General features: G+C 70.9%; 12 protein-coding genes. 4 read left to right on the top strand and 8 right to left on the bottom strand.

The window, feature by feature from the left end:
• Nucleotides 1–223: 223 nt before the first annotated feature.
• A complete protein-coding gene (locus ACFPZJ_RS29635) occupies nt 224–5,008 on the bottom strand; it encodes a tetratricopeptide repeat protein (RefSeq protein WP_381027881.1) in 4,785 nt (1,594 codons plus the stop codon).
• A 65-nt stretch (nt 5,009–5,073) separates the two neighbouring features.
• Nucleotides 5,074–5,403: a trypco2 family protein gene (locus ACFPZJ_RS29640; protein ID WP_381027883.1), complete on the bottom strand. Its 330-nt coding sequence runs from the start codon at nt 5,401–5,403 to the stop codon at nt 5,074–5,076.
• 255 nt (nt 5,404–5,658) lie between these two features.
• Between ACFPZJ_RS29640 and ACFPZJ_RS29645 the strand changes: the two genes are divergently transcribed.
• On the top strand, nt 5,659–6,231 hold the full coding sequence (locus ACFPZJ_RS29645) for an AAA family ATPase (RefSeq protein ID WP_381028336.1): 573 nt from the start codon (nt 5,659–5,661) through the stop codon (nt 6,229–6,231).
• A gap of 134 nt (nt 6,232–6,365) precedes the next feature.
• Here ACFPZJ_RS29645 and ACFPZJ_RS29650 read toward each other — a convergent pair whose 3' ends face one another.
• The 5 genes from ACFPZJ_RS29650 to wecB all read right to left on the bottom strand — a co-directional run bounded on the left by ACFPZJ_RS29650 (nt 6,366) and on the right by wecB (nt 13,091).
• A complete protein-coding gene (locus tag ACFPZJ_RS29650) occupies nt 6,366–7,229 on the bottom strand; it encodes a glutaminyl-peptide cyclotransferase (RefSeq protein ID WP_381027886.1) in 864 nt (287 codons plus the stop codon).
• A gap of 103 nt (nt 7,230–7,332) precedes the next feature.
• Nucleotides 7,333–9,519, bottom strand: a complete 2,187-nt coding sequence (locus ACFPZJ_RS29655) for a glycosyltransferase (protein ID WP_381027889.1) — start codon at nt 9,517–9,519, stop codon at nt 7,333–7,335.
• Complete coding sequence (locus tag ACFPZJ_RS29660; RefSeq protein ID WP_381027892.1) at nt 9,516–11,327, bottom strand: hypothetical protein; 1,812 nt, start codon at nt 11,325–11,327, stop codon at nt 9,516–9,518. The genes ACFPZJ_RS29655 and ACFPZJ_RS29660 overlap by 4 nt, the downstream gene beginning before the upstream one ends.
• Nucleotides 11,327–12,010 carry a class I SAM-dependent methyltransferase gene (locus tag ACFPZJ_RS29665; protein ID WP_381027895.1) on the bottom strand — a complete coding sequence of 228 codons (684 nt, stop codon included), beginning with the start codon at nt 12,008–12,010 and terminating at the stop codon, nt 11,327–11,329. Before ACFPZJ_RS29665 ends, ACFPZJ_RS29660 begins: the two co-directional genes overlap by 1 nt.
• Nucleotides 12,003–13,091 (bottom strand): non-hydrolyzing UDP-N-acetylglucosamine 2-epimerase, encoded by a 1,089-nt coding sequence (wecB, locus tag ACFPZJ_RS29670; protein WP_381027899.1) that lies wholly within the window; start codon nt 13,089–13,091, stop codon nt 12,003–12,005. Before wecB ends, ACFPZJ_RS29665 begins: the two co-directional genes overlap by 8 nt.
• Before the next feature lie 80 nt (nt 13,092–13,171).
• On the opposite strand from wecB, the gene ACFPZJ_RS29675 reads away from it, so the two are divergent.
• The 3 genes from ACFPZJ_RS29675 (at nt 13,172) to ACFPZJ_RS29685 (ending at nt 17,225) form a co-directional block, all read left to right on the top strand.
• Nucleotides 13,172–14,581 (top strand): glycosyltransferase, encoded by a 1,410-nt coding sequence (locus ACFPZJ_RS29675; RefSeq protein ID WP_381027902.1) that lies wholly within the window; start codon nt 13,172–13,174, stop codon nt 14,579–14,581.
• Nucleotides 14,582–14,674: 93 nt separating this feature from the next.
• A complete protein-coding gene (locus tag ACFPZJ_RS29680) occupies nt 14,675–16,000 on the top strand; it encodes a nucleotide sugar dehydrogenase (protein ID WP_381027904.1) in 1,326 nt (441 codons plus the stop codon).
• 58 nt (nt 16,001–16,058) lie between these two features.
• Nucleotides 16,059–17,225, top strand: a complete 1,167-nt coding sequence (locus ACFPZJ_RS29685; protein WP_381027907.1) for a glycosyltransferase — start codon at nt 16,059–16,061, stop codon at nt 17,223–17,225.
• Nucleotides 17,226–17,267: 42 nt separating this feature from the next.
• On the opposite strand, the gene ACFPZJ_RS29690 is transcribed toward ACFPZJ_RS29685, so the two are convergent.
• Nucleotides 17,268–18,938 (bottom strand): right-handed parallel beta-helix repeat-containing protein, encoded by a 1,671-nt coding sequence (locus ACFPZJ_RS29690; protein WP_381028338.1) that lies wholly within the window; start codon nt 18,936–18,938, stop codon nt 17,268–17,270.
• Nucleotides 18,939–18,941: the final 3 nt, after the last annotated feature.

Here is an 18,941-nt window from a genome sequence, read left to right on the forward strand (position 1 = left end):
CCGCGGTCCGTCCCTCGTGCGGTTGGATCCCCTCCGTTCGCCCCCCCGCAGGCCAAAGCAGTTCGGGTGTGGCCGGCGCCTCGGCAACAGCCGTCGCCGCGTCCGGCCGCTGCGCCGGGTCGGCGGCCAGCACCGGCTGATCGCTCGTCGAGCGTGATCCGCAGTCCCCATGCCTCAGCGATCCTGCCGGACGTCGTCTCCTGGGCCGACTGCACGGGCGAGTTCACCCAGTAGACGTGTCATGCCTGCTGGGGGCGAGCCGTGAGTGAGTGGCCATGACCTCGTCGAGGTAGGGCGCCACGAGTCCTGGCTCCTGCTTCGCGATCGCCTGCCAGATGGGCAGGGCTTCCGTGATGGTCTTCCTGGCCGCCTCTGACTCGATGTTCCCGAGCAGCCGGGTTCTGGCGTGCGCGTACAGCGAGAAGGCGAGATGGTCCTGGTGGGCGGAGCGATGAGCGGTAGCCAGTTTGCGGCTCAGCCGGACTGCTCGCGCGGTGATGCGCACGGCCTCCTCGTACCGCCCGGCTTCGGCCAGCCGCAGACCGTGATGCGGCAGTGCCCAGGCAAGAACATGTTCAGAGGCCACCAGGTTGATCTGCGCCAGCCGTTCGCAGAGGGACACCGCTTCTGTGGAGACGTCCAGGGCCTCCTCCCGTGCTGTCGGGGCCAGCGCCAGGAGTCGGCCGAGCAAGACGAGCGACCAGGCCAGCACGCTTGTGTGCGCGAAGTCGCTGTCAGCCCTGTCGCGGGCGATGTCGACAGCCTGCCGGGCCAGCAACAGGCCCTCGTCCACGCGCCCGCGCTCGACGAGGTGTATGCCCAGGGTGCAGCAGGACAGACTTCGGACCGTGTCGTGCACGTCGGTGCGGGGCAGTGCCCGGGAGATGGCGACGGCTCGCCGGAGCACTTCCTCGGCTTCCGTCCGGTCGACGTTGTGCAGCAGGCCACCGAAGAGGCACAACGACTCGGCCAGTAGCCCTTGGTGGGCGTCGTCCTGCCGTGCGGGATCGCTCAACAGCACGACCGCCTCCTCGACGATGGGCAGGGCTTCGAGGCGTCGGCCTGCCTGAGTCAGGGACGTCGCCAGCAAGGACAGGGACACGGCCAGCTCGTGCCTGGGCCCGCAAGGATCACCCTCCACCAGTGCTCGATGAGCGGCTACGGCCTTCTGCAAGGCTTCCACCGCGTCGTCCAAGCGGCCTGCCCCGGAGAGCTGGGCGCCAAGGGCGAGCAGCTCGCTGCGGTATGCCGGCCGATGGACCGCATCGTCCTCCCGCGCCAGCAGACGTCCACGGACCTCCACCGCTTCCTCCAGCACCTGCATGGCTTCGGCTGCGCGCCCGGCCGTCGACAGGACGGCCCAGAACATGGAGAGGGCGGTCGCCAAACGGGACTCATAAAGGCCCGGGTCATGTGCGACGAGGTCGCGGTACAGGTCCACCGCTTCCTCTGTCACGGGTATCGCTTCCTCCGTCCGTCCCACGCGGCGCAGGCAACTGCCCTTGTGCAACAGGGTCATGGCCAGTTGGGGCCGCACCCGACCGGCCGGGCCGGTCGCCATCAGGCCGCGCAGAACACCTGCAGCTTCGTCCACCGTGGCCAAGGCCTCGTCCACCCGGTCCTCCCTCTCCAGCCACAGGGAGAGGTTGTGCAGACCACACGCCAGGTCGTACTGCCCGGCGCCAGGGCGCTGGCCGGCGACTGCCCGGTACAGGCGGACCGACTCCTCGATGGTCCGCAGCGCCTCCTGCGATTGGCCGGCCCGGCCCAGTTGGGTGGCATACGTGGTGAGGCTCATGGCGAGGTCGGAGGTGAACACCTCCGGTTCCGCCTCGGCCAGGGACCGGTAGCGCCCGACTGCCTCGCGTGCGGTTTCCACAGCCTCCGTCGCTCGCCCCGCGTCGTTCAGCTTGAGAGCGTGGGTGTTGAGACAGTTGGCGAGGTGGTGCCCGAACGCGACGGGTTCCTTCTCCGCCAGGCGACGGTAGAGGTCGACGGCTTCGGCGGACCGTGCCACGGCCTCCTCCGGCAGCCCCACTTCGGCGAGGTCGATCGCGAGGGAGTTCAGGCTGAGCGCCAGGTCGGGGAGATACGTGCCCGGGCGTTCTTCTGCCAGCCGGCGCCGGATCGCGATGGCCTCCGTCGTCGCTTGCAGCGCCGCCTTGTGCCTGCCCGCCAGGTTCAGGGCGGTCGAGTACGTGCCCAGACTCAGGGCAACGCCGGCGCGGAACGCGTCCGGGCGTCGCTCTGCCAGACTCCGGTAGTGGGTCACCGCCTCCCGGCTCACCTCCACCGCCTGCTCCACGCTGCCGCATTCCTTCAGCCAGATCGCCTGGTTGTTCAGGGCTGCCGCGAGGGCTGCGAGGGCTGCGTCGCCGCGTTGTTCGACCAGACGACGGCGGATGCCGACCTCCTCGTTGATCGCGTCCAGCGCCGCCTGCGGCCGGCCCAGCTCACCTTCCGCCTGCGCCAGGGCACCGAGGCCGTAGGCCAGATCAGACAGGGGCTCCTGCGAGAGGGACTGGGCCTCCGCGAGCTCACGGTAGATGCGTACGGCTTCCACGGCCGGTACCAGGGCGTCCTCCCGCAGTCCCAGACCACGCGCCGTGACCGACAGATTGTGCAGGACGGCGGCGTGATGAGGGCGGTACGCGGGATCCTCCTGTGCCAGTCGCGCGTAGAGGCGTTCGGCCTCGGCAGCGGCCTGATGCGCCTCCCGGGTGCTGCCCAGATCCAGCAGTCGGGTGGTGAGTCGGCGCAGCGCCAGGGCGAGACCGGGCAGGCACGCCGGTTCGTCCTCCGCCTCTTTGCGCCGCATCTCCACGAGCCGCTCGGTCACACGGACCGCCAGTGGCGCCAGCGCGTGTGTCGGACGCGGCAGGTGGTCGGCCAGTGCCAGCAGGTCGTCGGGCGTTGCGCCGGGCTCGTCGGCCAGCCGACGCAACGCCGCCACCAGCGGTCCGGGCCGCTCGACCTGTGTGGCGACGTCGATGGCGGGTCGGGTCAGCGCGTCTGGGTGGCGCTCGCACAGCTCGGTGAGCGATGCGTCGAGGTTGCCGACGTGGGCGGAGTGGGCGGCGGCCCGGGCGTAGACGGTGAGCAACTGGGCGGTCTGAGCGTCCGTCAGATCCTGTGGGACACGGTCCCCTTCGGTCGTGCCGCCGAGCAGGTCGTGCGCGAGCTCGGGGTTGGCGGTCAGCCGTGTTCCGACGAAGTACTCGGCAAGTCGGTCCGGCCGCAGGGAACCCCATGCCCGCCCGTCGCGAGAAGGGTACAGCGCTGCGATCCATCCGGTGACGGCTCTGTGGCACATCCGGCCTCTGTCACGGAGGTGGGAAATCTTTCCCAGGAGCGCTTCCCCCTGGTGGGCGGTGTCGGCACCGCAGAGAAGGGCCGCGGCGAGGGCGTCCTCACGGGTCTTGGTGTCCAGCTCGGCAAGTGCGGGCTGGTGTGCCGCGCCGTGCCAGTACTTGGCCTCGTGGTCCAGCAGTCGCTCTTCGACCCGTACGGTCCGGCGACCGCGGGTGGTGAGCCGCTTCGTACCGGTGACGGACTGGGACGACGCAGCCAGGACAGCGGCGTCCAGGAGGTCGGCCAGAGCGGTCATCTGAAGAGTAAGCGCCATGTCCAGGCCGGGGGCCCGCAACCGGTCGTCGTTCCGCTCGTGGGAGGCGTCGATCACCTGCTCGGCGAGCTCCGGCCAGGGGTGGTGCTGCTGACCGCGCACCTGCGGCAGAGCCCGCGCCAGGCTCCGCACAGCCGTCCGATAGGCCTCGACACGGTTCTCCGGGTCCGGCTCCAGCGGCGACAGCAAAGTCTCCAGCATGTCGTCGAGCAGGTCCCGAGTGTCGCTGTTCTCCCTGCGCGCGGGTGCCCACCAGTCTTCGTCGGCGGTGCGGGCGAGCAGCAGGACCTTGAAGGGTGTGGCGCTCGTACGGGCGACCATGGTCCTGAGCAGGGCGGTCAACTGTTCGACACGTGTCTCGGCGTAGTCGATGACCACCAGCAGCGGTACGGCCGCGTCGCCGAGCGCCGCCATGGCATCGGCTGTGGCGTCACTCCTCAACCACACCACCGTGGACCGCGCCCTTTCCAGCCGGTCCGTGAGTTCCAGGGCGAGTCGGGTCTTGCCCTGTCCACCCGGCCCGTGGAGAAGGTGTACGTCGAGGCCGGGCTCCTGACACCAGGCGTACAGCTCCTCCAGCAGTTCTTTTCGGCCACGGAAGGGCACCACGGCACGCTGGGCCTCCAGCAGTGCGGCCGGCGAGGCGGGCAGGCCCGGCCTGCCCGGCAGACCGGTGCGGTCCCTGCCCGTGGACGACAAGCCCGACAGCCCCTGCCACTCCGCCGGTTCCAGCACGGTGTTCGCGCCGTTCTCCGTGAGGATCCGCCGGAAGTCAGGATCGTGGAGGAGGACGTAGGCGGGCACCACTTCCAGACGGGTGTGCGCGAACCCGCCGAAATCGACGGCGACCACCCCGGTCAGAAGCCCCGAACAGTACATGGGAGCACCCGACAGGCCGGCGTACGGCGAGGCCGGGCGACCGGACGGATCGGTGTGGGATTCCACCCGTTCCGTCAGACGCATGAGGTAGCGGTTGTTCACGGAACGGTCCGCCCGGTTGACCGTGCCCGGCATATGCAGGATGTCGTCCGCCTGACGCTCACGCTGCACGACATCCGGAAGGCCCATGATCTCGCACGGCGTGACGGGCCGGCGGGTGACCAGCCGCCCCCACCGCACCGGGTCGACCGACCTCGGCGCCCCGTCCGACCCGAGGTACTCGCTGTCGACGCGGAGGAGTGCTGCGTCGTCCCGCCCTCGGGGGGTGCCGCGCCAGACCACCGTGGCGTCATAGTGCACGGAGGCTTGCTTCGGGTGGAAGAAGGTCACCCTCGCACCGACCGCGGGCACTACGTGAGCCGAGGTCAGGACCAGCCGTGAGGCAATCACATAACCCGACCCCCGGTGCGAGCCGACCACCTCGACCACCAGATCACCGTTCACAACGCCCCCCGGTCATACATCGCTCGCCCTCTGAAGAGAAACGTCAGGCTCCTCGAACACAGCGGTCAGTCCTGAATTCGATCGAGTCCGTTCACCGTGCTTCGGGGCGTCGTCCGACTCGCGCCGATCGTGAGGTCGCCGTCGGTGCCCTGCGGCCTCAGAGTCACCAACACCCGGTGGGTGCGCCCCCGTGCGACGCCCGCCTCTCCGTCGCCGGAGACCACCCACGCCTTGAAGCCGGCCTTGCCCCTCGCGTCCTGGCGGAGTTCGACTGCGAACTCCAGCTCGATGAACCCGACCTGGAAGCTGATCTCCTGCTCGGCCCCACGGGCCTCCACGGCCCTGGTCAACTCGTCGCGCAACGCCGCTACCGCAGCAGCCAGCTCGATTTCCACACTCGTTCCCCCCCTCTTCGCCCGAACCCGGGCGCACGGCTGCCTCGGTCCCGTCCCCGGCAATGCGCCCCAAAGACCTCATGGAGCCTACAGTCGCGGTGGTGGGCAGATGGGGGATATATCCCAAGACCTTGACTCGGCCTGCGCGACCAACTCCCTCTGTTCGTCAGTCCGACCGGGATCGGCGCAGGAACGCCCGTGTTCCCCGAGCTGGACGCCCACCACAACCGGCTCGCGGGCGTGCAGGGCGCCGTGCTGTCGAGTCCTGGAACAGAGCGACGAAGCCGTCCGCCGGTAGTGGGCACCGAAGAAGCCCGGCTGGTCGTTCTGCGCGGCAACAGCGCCTCGGGCAAGTCGTCCGTCGCGGAAGGCCTGCGCCGGCGGTTCGGCCGCGGCCTGGCCCTGGTCGGGCAGGACAACCTGCGCCGCGTCGTCCTGCGCGAGCGGGACCGGCCCGGCGCCGCGAACATCGGCCTGATCGACCTCTGCGCACGCTACGCGCTGGACGCCGGGTTCCACGTCGTGGTGGAAGGCACCCTGTACGCCGACCGCTACGGCGACATGCTCGCCCAGCTACGTGCCGACCATCGCGGCCGGACCCACACCTACTACCTGGACGTGCCGTTCGAGGAGACCCTCGCCCGGCACGCCGGCAAGCCGCAGGCGGGCGAGTACGGGGAGGCGGAGATGCGCGCCTGGTACCGGGAACGCGATCTGCTGCCCGGCGGGATCGAGACCGTCATCGACGCCGACAGCACCCTCCTCGAGACGGTCGACCGCATCATGCTCGAGTCCGGCCTGGACCGCCTGCCGGCCCTGGACCGCTGACACAGCCTCCGCTGATCGACAAATGGGTGGCGCACACCTGAACCCGAAACGCGAAGGCCGGCTTCGTCACGTCCTTGGCTCCGTGTCGACCACGACCAGCCCGGCATTCTGCCACCCTCACGCCGCTCCCCCTCTCATGCCCGGGGCTCCCGCTTCGCCGGGACGAACCGGACGCGGAACATCTTCGGCCAGAACTTGCCCGTGATCAGGAACTGGTCGGTGCCGGGGACGGCCGCGATGCCGTTCAGCACGGATCCGTGCACGCGTTCGTCCTCGCGCAGCAGGCCCGAGGCGTCGACGCTCGCCGTCACCGCACCGGTGGCGGAGTCGATGCGCACGATCCGATCGGTAAACAGGACGTTGGCGTACACGGCCTCGCCGACGCACTCCAGTTCGTTCAGCTGCGTCACCGGTCGGCCGGCCTGGGTGACGGTGATGTCGCCCGTCCGCGCAAGCGTCTGCGCGTCGCGGAAGGTCAGCCGGGACGACCCGTCGCTCGTCACCAGCCGCTCGACGGACGGCTGGTGACAGACGCCCCAGCCTTCGTCGGGATACGGGACACGACGCACCTCCGACAACGTCCTCACGTCGCGCTCGATGGCGATCCGGTTGCGCCAGGTGAGCTGCCAGAGCGTCCGGCCGAGCACGGTGATCCCCTCACCGAACAACGGCGCGGGAAGCTCCACCTGGACGCTCGGGGGACCACCGGGCGGGCCCGCCCGCACCGAGGACCGACCGGCCAGGCCGGTGCTCTCGTACAGCGTGCCGCCGACCATCTCCAACCCCTGGGTGAACGCCCGCGGATCGTGCGGGAGAACCGCGAGCACCTCGACCCGCAACTGCTCGACGTCTTCCGCGGCGACCGACTCGCCCTCCGCTGCCTCGCTGACGGCGGCCCCGCCGGACGGGGTGTGCTTCATCCCCTCCCCCGCCGCGCAGGAGACGAGCACCCCCGCGAGCACGGCGGCTGCCACAGCGATGCGAAGGCGGTCGGACACGACGTGTACCTCCTCCCTACCGGGTGGCCTCAAGCTGCGTCATGGTCGGCACGCGGAAGGGCGGGTACCGGTCCGCCCGTCGTTCCAGCAGGTGCAGCAATCCTCATCCAGACAGCAGCAGCTCCGCCCAGTCCCCGGCCACCCGCTCCAACGAGAAGGACTCGTGCACCTGAGTGCGGGCGAGCTCCCCGGCCTCCCGCCACTCCTGCGGCCCCAGTTCGGCGATGGCGTCCGCGATCGCCTCCGGGGTCTCATGGATCCACCGCCGGTCGTAGATCTCGTCCGCACCCGCCCAGGGCAGCAGGGCCGGTACGGCGCGGGAGGCCATGCTTTCCGCGGTGGCGAGGTGGAAGCTCTCCAGGTCGCTGGTGGACAGCACATGCCCGATGCGGCGCAGCCAACCCGGCACGTCCGGTCCGAAGGCGTCGAAGACGACCGCCCCTTCGAGCAGCGGCGAGGTCTGGATGCGGCGCAGCACGGCGTCGTAGTGCGCGCGTTCCTCGGGCTTGTTCCAGATCCACCAGTACTCCCACGGCGGCTTGGACTTGACTGACAGGTGCCAGCGCCGGTCGCCGGCGCGCAGTTTCTCCAGGACGTCGAGGCCGAGGTCGAGGCGTTTGAGGCTGGGCACGATGCCGATCATGCCGAGGCGGAACCGAGCGCCGGGCACCTTGGGGCGGTCGAGCTGGGCGGTGTCGACCCAGTTGGGGATGACGCTGATCTTCGACTCGGGCCAGCCGGTGTGTTCGCGGGTGCGGCGGGCGTAACAGGGGCTGACGCACACCACGCGGTCGACCGCGTCGATGTCGACCTGCCGCGGCCACGGGCCGGTCAGTTCGAAGCGGTGCAGGCGTACGACGAGGCGGCTGCCGCGCCGCTTGTGGCGGCTGTACCAGACGGCGGCCGGTCCGCACCATTCGACGAACACCACGTCGGCCCAGTCGGCGAGTTCCTTGCTCGCGGCGGGATCGTGGCGGGCGAGGGCGGGCCAGGCGTCGACGCGCACGTCGAGGCCGGGCAGGGAACGGAGGTGGTCGAGCAGCCGGGTGAGGAACTTCAGGTCATGGCCCGCGACACCGAGGCGCAGCGGCCGTTTCCGTGCGGCCAAGGCAGGTGGCCGGGACGGGAAGGCGCGGGCGAGATGCGTCCGCCACCGGTCCGCCGCGGCCTGCAGGGTGTGGCGCCCGGCGGCCTCGCGGCAGCGCTCGGCCGCCAGCCGCCGGGCCTCGGGCTCGCGCACGGCGCGTGTGACGGCCTCGGCGGCGTCGTCGAGCGTCGCGCTCCCGGGCACGTACAGCGGGTAGTCACCGCCGAGCAGCGCCTCGTGCGCGGGCGTGCGGTTGAGCACGACGGGCAGGCCGAGTACCCCGAACTCCAGTACCTTCGTGGACAGTTCGAGACTGGCGTCGAGGGACGGGTCCCGCCAGCCGAGGCCGAGGTCGCAGCCGGCGGCGATGCGCATGGCCTCCTCGCGGGGCTGTCCGCCGTGGTGGCGGACGCCGGACGCCTTGCGCAGCGCCTCGGCCATCTCGGCCTTGTACGCGGGTCGGGCCCGGTCGTCGTGGATCTTGTCGCCCACCATGTGCAGTTCGGCGCGGATGTTCCGCTCACGGAGCAGGGACGGCAGGCGTGTCATGGGCAAGGTGTTCCAACGCGGCGCGAACTTGCCGGTGTACACGAGCCGTAGCGGGTCGTGCGGCCCGTCGCGCTCCGGCAGGGGGAAGCCGGGGACGGGTACGGCCGGTGGGCTGAGCACGCTCTTGCCGCAGGCCTCCGGCACCCAGGTCTCCAGGAAGCAGCGCAGTTCCTCGGTCTGGCACAGGATGCGGTGGCAGGCGGAGGCGACGCGGGCGAGGTCCGCCCGGGCCGCCTCGGTCATCTCGGCGGCCGACTGCGGGATGTCGGTCAGATAGGCCCAGATCCGCCCGCCGAAGGAGCCGTCGGCGACCAGACGACTGACCACTCTCCGGCCGCGCAGCACCAGCAGGTCGCAGGGCTCGTCCCCGTCCAGCCGGGCGAGCAGCTGCGAGGCCTGCACGGGTGAGAGGGAGGCGCGCGGCCCCTGCCCGGGCACCAGCCGCTCCTCGTAGGGGCGCACCACGGTGACACCGGGCAGCCCGGTCAGCGGCTCGATCAGCCGCTCGGTGCGGACGGGCGACTTCAGGACGAGCCGGGTCCGGCAGCCCGCCAGCGACAGCGCCTGTACCGTCGACTGGGCCCACACGGCCGAACCGTCGATGACGTTGAGGTCGACGTCGCCGTAGACGAGCGCGTGGAGCGTGCGGGTCATGCGTTCTCCTTCCCCCGCACCGCGAACAGCCGGTGTCCCTCGCGGGACCAGGTGTCCGCGGACGTACCGGCCAGGGCCAGGGACCGGCGGACGAGGGCCGGCCGCAGTTGCGGTACGAAGACGTAGTCGTCGTCGGCGGGTGTGTGGCCCACCGCGTCCGCGCCCGAGTACTCCTGCGCGCACATCAGGTCGAGCAGCAGGGTGTCCGGGCGGTCCACGGACAGGTCGGTCCAGTCGGCGACCCACGGGGCGGTGGGGTCGCCGGAGCGGACGGCGACGCCCGCGGCGCTGATTTCCTCGAGTTCGGCGACCGCCTCGCCGGGCACGACCACCTCGACCGGGCGGTGCACCTGGCCGAGCACCTGGTCGGTGAGGCGGGCCAGGTCGGTGTCGTCGCGGGGTGCGGCCAGGACGCAGACGCGGCGCCCGTCCAGCGGATCGGGGGCTGCGGTGAGCTGGGCGAGTCGTGCCAGGCGTACGCGGGTGCTGTCCTGCTGGAACGCCTCCCACAGCCGTGCTCTGCCGTCGGCGACGGGATCCAGGCGCGACAGCCGTACGCCGGTGTCGCCGTCGATGACGGCGTCGAAGGGGAGGTGAGCGAGTCCCGGTGCGCCTGCGGCCGGGGCATCCCTCCACAGCACCGACGTGCGCCCCGAGGCTTTCGCCACGCCGATGAGTTCGGCCAGGTTGCGGTCGAGGTCGGGGGCCAGTCCCGTGCCGGCGAGCGACCACGGGCCGACGGCCTCGCTGCAGGCGCTCAGCTGCACGACCAGCGCGTCGGGGTCGGTGCGCTCCAGCAGCAGCCGTCCGTCCTGCGGCAGCAGCCGGTTGACGACGGCTTGCGCCGCGAAGTCCTCGGCGGTGGTGTCGCTGAGCACACCCGCGATCACCAGCCGGTCGCGGGGCGCCGAGGACAGGGCGCGATGGGCGAGGTGGAGCCGGCCGTCAGCGACCTCGGCCTGGGTTTCCCGGGCTGACGGCAGCGGACGCGCCGTCGTCGCGCGTCCTCGTCCGCGCCACATCCCGTAGAACTCCTTCGGCAGCCTCAGCACGCCGCGCCCGGGTGACCGGGCCGCCGCGACCAGCATCCGCCCGATCCGCAGGGAGGTCGAACCCTCCAGCATGGCCACCCGTGACTCCAGCAGCGCGACGCGGTCCCGGGCGCTTCGCAGCGCGGACTCCAGTTGCGTCTTCTCCTGCGTGACGGTGGCCAGACGCTCGGCCGTTCCGCCGTCGCGAGCGGCGTCCAGGGCGCGGGTGGTCTCCTCGACCGTGCGTTCCAGGTCGAGCGCACGGTCGCGCAGGGAACGGGAGACGAAGTCGGCGAGCACGTACTCGTCGGCGATCCGCAGGGCCGTGGCGAAACCGTCCGACGGGACGGCGCGGCCGAACCAGTCGTGGAGCGGCAGGAGTTCCTCGGTGCAGGCGAAGACCGCGCCCGCGTGCAGGTGCGTGTAACCAAGGGCGCAGGCCCGCAGTACCTGGCAGCGGTGGGTCACCAGGTGGTCGAGCAGCCGGTGATAGGGCAGGTCGGGGCCACTGTGGCCGAACAGGAGCAGGCCTCTGCCTCCGGGGCGCATCCGTTCCAGTACGGCCAGGCAGGCCGCCTCGTCACCGTGCCGCTCGGGGTCGGGGCCGTAGGACATCAGCACCAACTGCCCGGCTCCCACGGGACCTTCGTGGTGGCTCAACCTCACACCCGGTGGAAGGTGCAGATAGCGGTCCAGGCGCAGGCCGTGGCCCGCCGTGGCGTCGACGACGGTGGTGACGCCGTCGAGATGGGGGTGGAGCAGATCGATGAGGCGCATCAGCGGATCCTCGTGAAGACGTGGAAGCCGAGCGGGTTCTCGCGGAATCCGTAGGGCTTGAACAGGGTGTGGCGCAGGCCGAGGGGTTCGAGTTCGCGGCGGTAGGCGGCCGTCGGCCGGTGCACGATGTAGTCGCCGAGCGGGGAGCGCGCCCGCCCGTCGGAGTCGGCGACGATCAGCCGTCCGGTCGCCCGCACGAGGGAGGCGAGGTTGCGCAGGCCGGCCGACCACTGGCTGTCGTCCAGGACGTGGAACAGGACGTCCACGCACAGCACGACGTCGTACGGCCAGGGGCTGCGCCAGTCGGTGAGCGAGGCTTCGGCGTAGCGCGGGCCGCCGCCCTCGGCGCGGGCGTGCGCGATGGCCGCGGGGCTGGTGTCGAAGGCGTCGACGCGGTGGCCGCAACGGGCCAGGGCCCGGGCGAAGTGGCCTTTGCCGCAGCCGGCGTCGAGCACGAACAGCGGGGCGGACGGGTTGGACAAGTCGCCGATCAGGGTGAGCAGGGCGCCGAGCCGTACCGCGTAGAAGATCTCGTTGCCGGGTCGGTCCAGGCCGATGTGCCCGCCGGAGGCGAGGTCGTCGCGTTGCCGGTGGCGGGCGTCCCAGTACAGGCGGGTGCGGTCGTCAGCCACGCCCAAGGCGTCCCTCGCGGTGAGGTGGTCCGTCGTGGTGGGGTCAGCCATGGTGCTCCAGCCACTGGGTGAGCACGCGCGCGATGCGGGGGCCGGCCTTGCCGTCCCACAGCGGCGGGCCCTCCGCGGGCGCCGTCACCGAGCCGACGAGCGCCTTGTGCAGAGCGGGTGCCAGCTCCTCGTGCCGCACGAGTCGGTTGGTGCCGTGGGTGACGGTCACCGGACGCTCGGTCGTGCTGCGCAGCGTCAGACACGGAACACCCAGCACGGTGGTCTCCTCCTGCACTCCGCCGGAGTCGGTGATCACGGCGGCGGCTCCCCGGACCAGGCTCATGAACTCCATGTAGCCGAGCGGTTCGAGGAGATGGACGCCGGGCACGTCCGCGAGGCCCGCCGCGCGCAGGGCCGCTCCTCCGCGCGGATGCAGCGGCACGGCGAGGTCGAGGTGGGCGGCGGCCTCGCTCAGCGCGCCGACCGCGGCTCGGGCCGCCTCGGGGTCGTCGACGTTGGCGGGCCGGTGCAGCGTGACCACGCCGTAGCGTTCGGGCAGTCCGCAGGCGGCGCGGGCGGCGGCCGGGTCCAGGCGGTCCAGGTGACCGAGGAGGGTGTCGATCATCGGGTTGCCGACGAAGTGGACGCGGGCGGGGTCGACGCCCTCCCGGCAGAGGTGACCCACGGCCTCGGAGCTGGTGGCGAACAGCACCTCGGACAACTGGTCCACCAGGCGCCGGTTCACCTCCTCCGGCATCGCCATGTCGAAGCTGCGCAGACCGGCCTCGACGTGGGCGACGGGGATCGACAGTTTGGCCGCGACAAGGGCTGCGGCCAGCGTGGAGTTGACGTCCCCGTACACGACGACGATGACCGGCGCCCGGGCGGTCAGTTCGGCTTCCAGCGCCACCATCAGGTCGGCGGTCTGCCGAGCGTGGCTGCCGGAGCCGACACCGAGATCGGTGTCCGGTTCGGGCAGGCCGAGCTGGCGGAAGAAGACGTCCGACATGCGTGCGTCGTAGTGCTGCCCGGTGTGCACGAGGACCTGGTCGCAGCCGGTGGTGCGCAGGGCGGCGATGACCGGTGCCGCCTTGACGAAGTTCGGCCGGGTGCCGACGACATGGAGTACAGGGCGGTTCATTTCCGTTGGTCTCCGCTCCGTCGACCTACCGTTGCGATATGTCCGGTCGTATCCCACATGCACTTATCCTGGCGGTATCAGTGGCTTGTGCTGAGCTGCGCCACGACCCCGTTCGGGCGATCCTGCTCGGCATTCGGATGTCGCCCGCGCGGGTACGGCACCGGCTGCGACGGCTGGAGCGGCGGCTCTCCGTCCGCGCCCGGGCGGCCGGGCCGACCGCGCTGCCGTCCGCGGCGCGACTGCCCCCGCCCGCCGGACGAACCGTCCGGCCCGTGCCGGGCCGGGTGATGCATCTCGTCACCAACGGGCTGCCGTTCCGGCACGCCGGCTACACCGTGCGCACCCAGGCGCTCGCCGAGGCGCAGCGCGCCGTCGGGCTCGATCCGCACGTCGTGACGCGCCTGGGGTTCCCGGTGGCGCAGGGAGTGCTCGACGCCCGCCCGCTGCAGACGGTGGGGGGCGTACCGCAGCACCGGCTGCTGCCGCTGCTGATGCCGTACGGGCAGAGCGCGGTGCTGGCCCGCAACGCCGAGCTGGCCGGCCGTCTGGTGGAGCGGCTGCGGCCCGGCGTCCTGCACGCGGCCACCGACCACTGCAACGGGCGCGTGGCGCTGGCCCTGCGTGAGGCCTACGGGCTGCCCGTGGTCTACGAGGTACGGGGCTTCCTGGAGGACACCTGGCTGACACAGGCACCGGGGCGGTCACGGGACGACGAGATCTACCGGGCCCGGCGCGAGCTGGAGACGTACTGCATGCGCGAGGCCGATCTGGTGCTCACCCTGGGCGCGGCGATGAAGGCCGAGATCGTGGCGCGCGGTGTACCCGAAGAGCGGGTGCTGATCTCGCCGAACGCGGTGGACGACACGTTCCTGGCTCCGCTGCCGGACGGCGCGCCGCTGCGTGCCCGGCTCGGCATCGCTCCGGACGACCTGGTGGTCGGCACCGTCAGCAGCCTTACGCCACACGAGGGCATCGGCACCTTGCTCCGTGCGGGTGCCGAGTTGCGGCGCCGGGGAGTCCCTGCGCGACTGCTGATCGTGGGCGACGGACCGGAACGCCGACCACTGCAGCGACTGGCCGCGGAACTGGGCCTGGACGACGGCGTCGCCGTGTTCACCGGCCGGGTGCCGCACGCGCAAGTACGCGACTACTACGCCGCCTTGGACGTCTTCGCCCTGCCGCGCACCGACGAGCGCGTGTGCCGTCTGGTGACCCCTCTCAAGCCGGTCGAGGCGATGGCGAGCGGCCTTCCCGTCGTCAGCAGCGATCTCCCAGCGATGCGGGAACTGGTCGAGCCCGGAGTGAACGGGCACCTAATTCATCCCACATCACCTCGTGTCTGGGCAGATTTTCTCGAAAAGCTTCTTTACTGTCAAAAGCGGCGAAATGAATGGGGAGCAGCCGCGCGTGAGCTGGTCGCGCGCGAACGCACCTGGAAACGGGTCGCGGCCACGACCCGTGAGGCATACCGCAGTCTCGGATGCGCCTGACATCCAGATCCCCCAGCCGCGGCCAGCCTGCACCTTCGGTCCATCACGTCCTGCCGTCCGGCAGGGCTTGCCTTCGAGGCGGAGTGATTCGCTATGCAGCTCTCACCGGCCGAACCTCTCGGGGAACTGAGCGCACAACTGGTGGAGGAAGAACGTCAAGACAGTGTCGAACTCGCGGTGATCGGGCTCGGATACGTCGGACTGCCCCTCGCGCGCGAGGCGGCCTCCGTCGGCCTGAGAGTCGCGGGTCTCGACCGGGACCCGCGGGTCGTCGCGGGACTCAACTCCGGCCGCTCCCACGTCGACGACGTCTCGGACGAGGACGTCCGCCGGATGCGGGAGGCGGGATTCACGGCCTACACCGACGACGCCTGTCTCACCCGGGCGCAGACCGTGGTGATCTGTGTGCCGACCCCGCTCAGTACGGACGGCGGGCCGGATCTGAGCGCGGTGACGTCCGCGGCCCGCGCGGTCGCGAGGAGGCTGCAACCGGGACAGCTCGTCGTCCTGGAGTCGACCACCTACCCCGGCACCACCGAGGAGGTCGTACGGCCGCTGCTGGAAGAGTCGGGGCTGCGGGCGGGCGATGACTTCGCGCTGGCCTTCTCACCGGAGCGCATCGACCCGGGCAACACCACGCACGGACTGCGCGAGACGCCCAAGGTGGTCGGCGGCTGCACCCCGTCATGCACCGCCGAGGCAGTCGCCTTCTACGGCAAGCTCGTCGACACGGTCGTCGAAGCGAAGGGTACCCGCGAGGCCGAGATGGCCAAGCTGCTGGAGAACACCTACCGGCATGTGAACATCGCACTCGTCAACGAACTGGCCATCATCAGCCGTGAGTTGAATGTCGACGTGTGGGACGCCATCCGCTGCGCGGACACCAAACCGTTCGGCTTCCAGGCCTTCCGGCCGAGCGCCGGCGTGGGCGGGCACTGCATCCCCATCGACCCCAACTACCTCTCGTACAAGGTGCGTTCCTCGCTCGGCTACGACTTCCGCTTCGTGGAGCTCGCCCAGGACGTCAACCGACGGATGCCCGAGTACGTCGTGCGTCGCGCGCAGGACCTCCTCAACACCGCGGGGCGGCCGCTGAGCGGCTCCCGGGTGCTGCTGCTCGGCGTCACCTACAAGCCCGATGTCGCGGACCAGCGCGAGTCCCCGGCCCTGCCGGTGGCCCGGCTGCTGCGAGCGCGGAACGCCGAGGTGTCCTTCCACGACCCGCACGTGCCGCTGTGGACCGTCGACGGGACGACCGTCCCCCGCGTCGGCGACCTCATGACGGCCGTACGCGAGCACGACCTGACGATCCTGTTGCAGGACCACTCCGCCTACGACCTGCCCTCGCTCGCCGACGAGGCCCGGCTGCTGTTCGACACCCGGGGGCGGATCTTCCGCCCAGGAGTCGAAGTTCTCTAGGCCGCCGCTCCGCACGTCCGAACGCCCCTGCTGTGCCAGGGAGTTATGAGGTTCTCTGATGCGTGTACTCGTCGTCACCATCGTGCATCACCCCGAGGATGCGCGGATCCTGCACCGGCAGATCACCGCGCTGCGCGAGCGCGGCCACCAGATCGAGTACGCCGCGCCGTTCGCGGCGCGCGGGGTGGCGCCGCGGCCGGGCATCCAGGGCCTGCCGCTGCCCCGCGCCGTCGGCCGGGACCGCCGCGCGGCGTTGCGCGCGGCCGGCAGGCTGCTCGCCGAGCGGGGGCCCGAAGCGGACGTGGTGCTGCTGCACGACCCCGAGCTACTGCTGGTCCTGCCCGCCGCGATGCGCCGCTGGCGGCGTGCCGGGCGGGTCCCGGTGACGGTGTGGGACGTGCACGAGGACACGGGGGCGGCGCTCGTGATGAAGCGCTGGCTGCCGGGAGTGCTGCGGCCGCCGCTGCGGCTGGGTGTGCGGGCCGCCGAACGGCTGGCGGAGCGGCATCTGCGGCTCCTGCTGGCCGAGGACGCCTACCAGGCCCGTTTCCGCCGTGTCCACCCCGTCGTCCCGAACTTCCCGGCCGTACCGCCTCCTTCGTCCGAGGCGCCCTGCGACGACCGCGTCGTCTATCTGGGCCACCTGTCGCGGGCGCGCGGCGCGCTGGACGTCATCGAAACGGCACGCCTGCTGGGACCCGCCGTGCGGGTCGAGGTGATCGGCGAGGCGACCCCCGACGTGCGGGACGCGCTCGCGCAGGCCGACCGCGAGGGACTGCTGCGCTGGTACGGCTTCCTGCCCAACGACCGTGCGCTCGCCCGGCTCTCGGGCGCTCTGGCCGGCCTCTCCCTCCTGCACGACCAGCCCAACTACCGCCACTCCCGCCCCACCAAGGTCGTCGAGTACATGGCCCACGGCGTGCCGGTCGTCACCACACCCACGCCGCTCGCGTCCGAGCTTATCCAGCGGCACGGCTGCGGACTGGTCGTACCGTACGAGGACCCGGCAGCCGCGGCCCAGGCCGTACGGCGTCTGCGCGCCGACCCGGAACTGCGAACGCGCGCGGCTCGGCGGGGCCGCGAGGCCGCTCTGGCCAGCCTGAACTGGGACACCGCAGCAGCCGAGTTCGCGAGCCTGTTGGAGGGGTGGGTGAACGAGGCGGACACCGGCCTGCACGCGACCTCCCGCTCCCAGTCCCTGAGCGACGCGGCCCTGGTCGGCTGAGCACCTGCGCCGACCTGGGCGACGAGCGTTGGCCAAGCCGTGTCAGCGCGCCCTCATCGCTCCCACCGGTGGGGGTGTGCCTGTCGGTTTGCCGAAGTAGTCGGGGAAGGAGGGGTCCACGGTGAACGGTGTGTTCAGGGACACCCCCTTGCCCTCCATCGCGTTGCACTTGGGCACCAGCAGCGCTGCCTTGTCGGGAGCGCTGACGATCGGCTTGGCGCCTCCGGAGAAGCAGGGGTCGGTGCTCAGGCCGGTACTGCGGCCGCCGACCGATTCCTGCCTGGTCTCCTCTCGCCAGGAATTCAGGTCGCGGTACGTCTGGTCGTCCCAGAGCACCACGGGCCTCCGATCGGTGGAGAAGTAGTTGTTCCCTTGCAGTGACAGCTCCTGGGAGGAGTAGTCCTCGTCCATGACGGCAACCGGTGAGGCATCGGTGACCAGCAGGTTGTTGCGCACGACGACACCGTGTGCCTCGCCGGTCACGCGTACGGCCGGTCCGAGCTGCCCCGCGGTGTTCGTCAGTACCACGGTGTTCTGGTACACGTACAGGTCGCGGATGTCCTTGCCCTGGATGGAGATACCGCCGCGGTGCGGCAGCAGGCGGCCGTTGTCACTGCTGACGTTGTAGCGGAAGACGTTGTTCGTGTGCGCGCCGTTCTTCAGGTTCGTATAGGTCTGGAAGCCCGGTCCGTCGTTGCCGAACGCCAGGTTGTACTGGATGACCGAGCGCGAGACGTTCCTGTCCAGTCCGAAGCCCGCGCCGTCCACCTTCGAGCCCGAGTTCTGGCGGTAGGCGGTGTTGTGCTGGAGCACCACTCGGGTCGCGTCGAAGGCCCAGATGCCGACGGGCCCCTCCCCCGCCTCCTTCGATGCGCGGGCGCCGTTGTCGTGGGCACTGGAGTGCGCCACGGTGGCTCCGTTCACGCTGCTGAGGACGATGCCATTGCCCGTGTGATGGTCATCCGCGGAGGGGTCGCCCATGACGTTGTAGGTCTCGACCCGGGAGATCCTGACGTTCTCGTGGGCGTAGACAGGCGAGGTGGCATTGAACCGGGGGCCGAAGGTGAAGAGTCCCATGTCCCTGTTGTCGTGCAGAACGGAATTGCTCACTGTCACGTTCTTGAAGCCCGTGCGTCCGGCGGCTCCGCCCACCTGTATGCCGACCCGGAAGCCCGAGACGTCCACCCCGGAGACGGTGACGCGGTCCAGCTTCCTGTCGTCCGGCAGGTCGCTGTACAGGTGGATACCGCCTTTGCCGGTGTACGAGGCGCCTTTTCCGACGATGATCAGGTCACGGACGTCCACGCCGGCGGTTCTGTACACGGCAATGCCGTGGGTGCCTGCCGCGTCGATGACGGCGCGTCCCGTGCCGTAGGAGCCGATCGTCACCGGCCGGTCGGCCCGGCCGGCGTCGTCCTGTCGCAGTTCGAGGGGGCCGGCGAACTTCCCTCCGGCCTTCAGCAGCACACGGTCGCCAGGGTTCACCTGCACGCCCGTGAGGCGCTTCAGGGACCGCCACGCCTCGTCGGGCGAGAGGCCGTCCCGTCTGTCGTCGCCCTGGGGACTGATGTAGTAGGTGCGGTGCGTCGAGTAGTGGGGTGTGCTGAGGCAGCCACTGGCCGCCAGCAGCCCGGCGACGGCCAGGACGCCGCCCACCCGGACGATCCGCCGCGGCGCTCTGCTCGCCCGCGGTCTGCGCGCCGTACCCCGCATGGT

This window comes from Streptomyces bullii, assembly GCF_042657145.1.
Classification (GTDB): Bacteria; Actinomycetota; Actinomycetes; order Streptomycetales; family Streptomycetaceae; genus Streptomyces; species Streptomyces bullii.

Coding starts and splice junctions, on each gene's coding strand:
- ACFPZJ_RS29660 (WP_381027892.1), bottom strand. CDS start 11,327: ATGCGCCTCATCGATCTGCTCCACCCCCATCTCGACGGCGTCACCACC.
- wecB (WP_381027899.1), bottom strand. CDS start 13,091: ATGAACCGCCCTGTACTCCATGTCGTCGGCACCCGGCCGAACTTCGTC.
- ACFPZJ_RS29655 (WP_381027889.1), bottom strand. CDS start 9,519: ATGACCCGCACGCTCCACGCGCTCGTCTACGGCGACGTCGACCTCAAC.
- ACFPZJ_RS29685 (WP_381027907.1), top strand. CDS start 16,059: ATGCGTGTACTCGTCGTCACCATCGTGCATCACCCCGAGGATGCGCGG.
- ACFPZJ_RS29665 (WP_381027895.1), bottom strand. CDS start 12,010: ATGGCTGACCCCACCACGACGGACCACCTCACCGCGAGGGACGCCTTG.
- ACFPZJ_RS29680 (WP_381027904.1), top strand. CDS start 14,675: ATGCAGCTCTCACCGGCCGAACCTCTCGGGGAACTGAGCGCACAACTG.
- ACFPZJ_RS29690 (WP_381028338.1), bottom strand. CDS start 18,938: ATGCGGGGTACGGCGCGCAGACCGCGGGCGAGCAGAGCGCCGCGGCGG.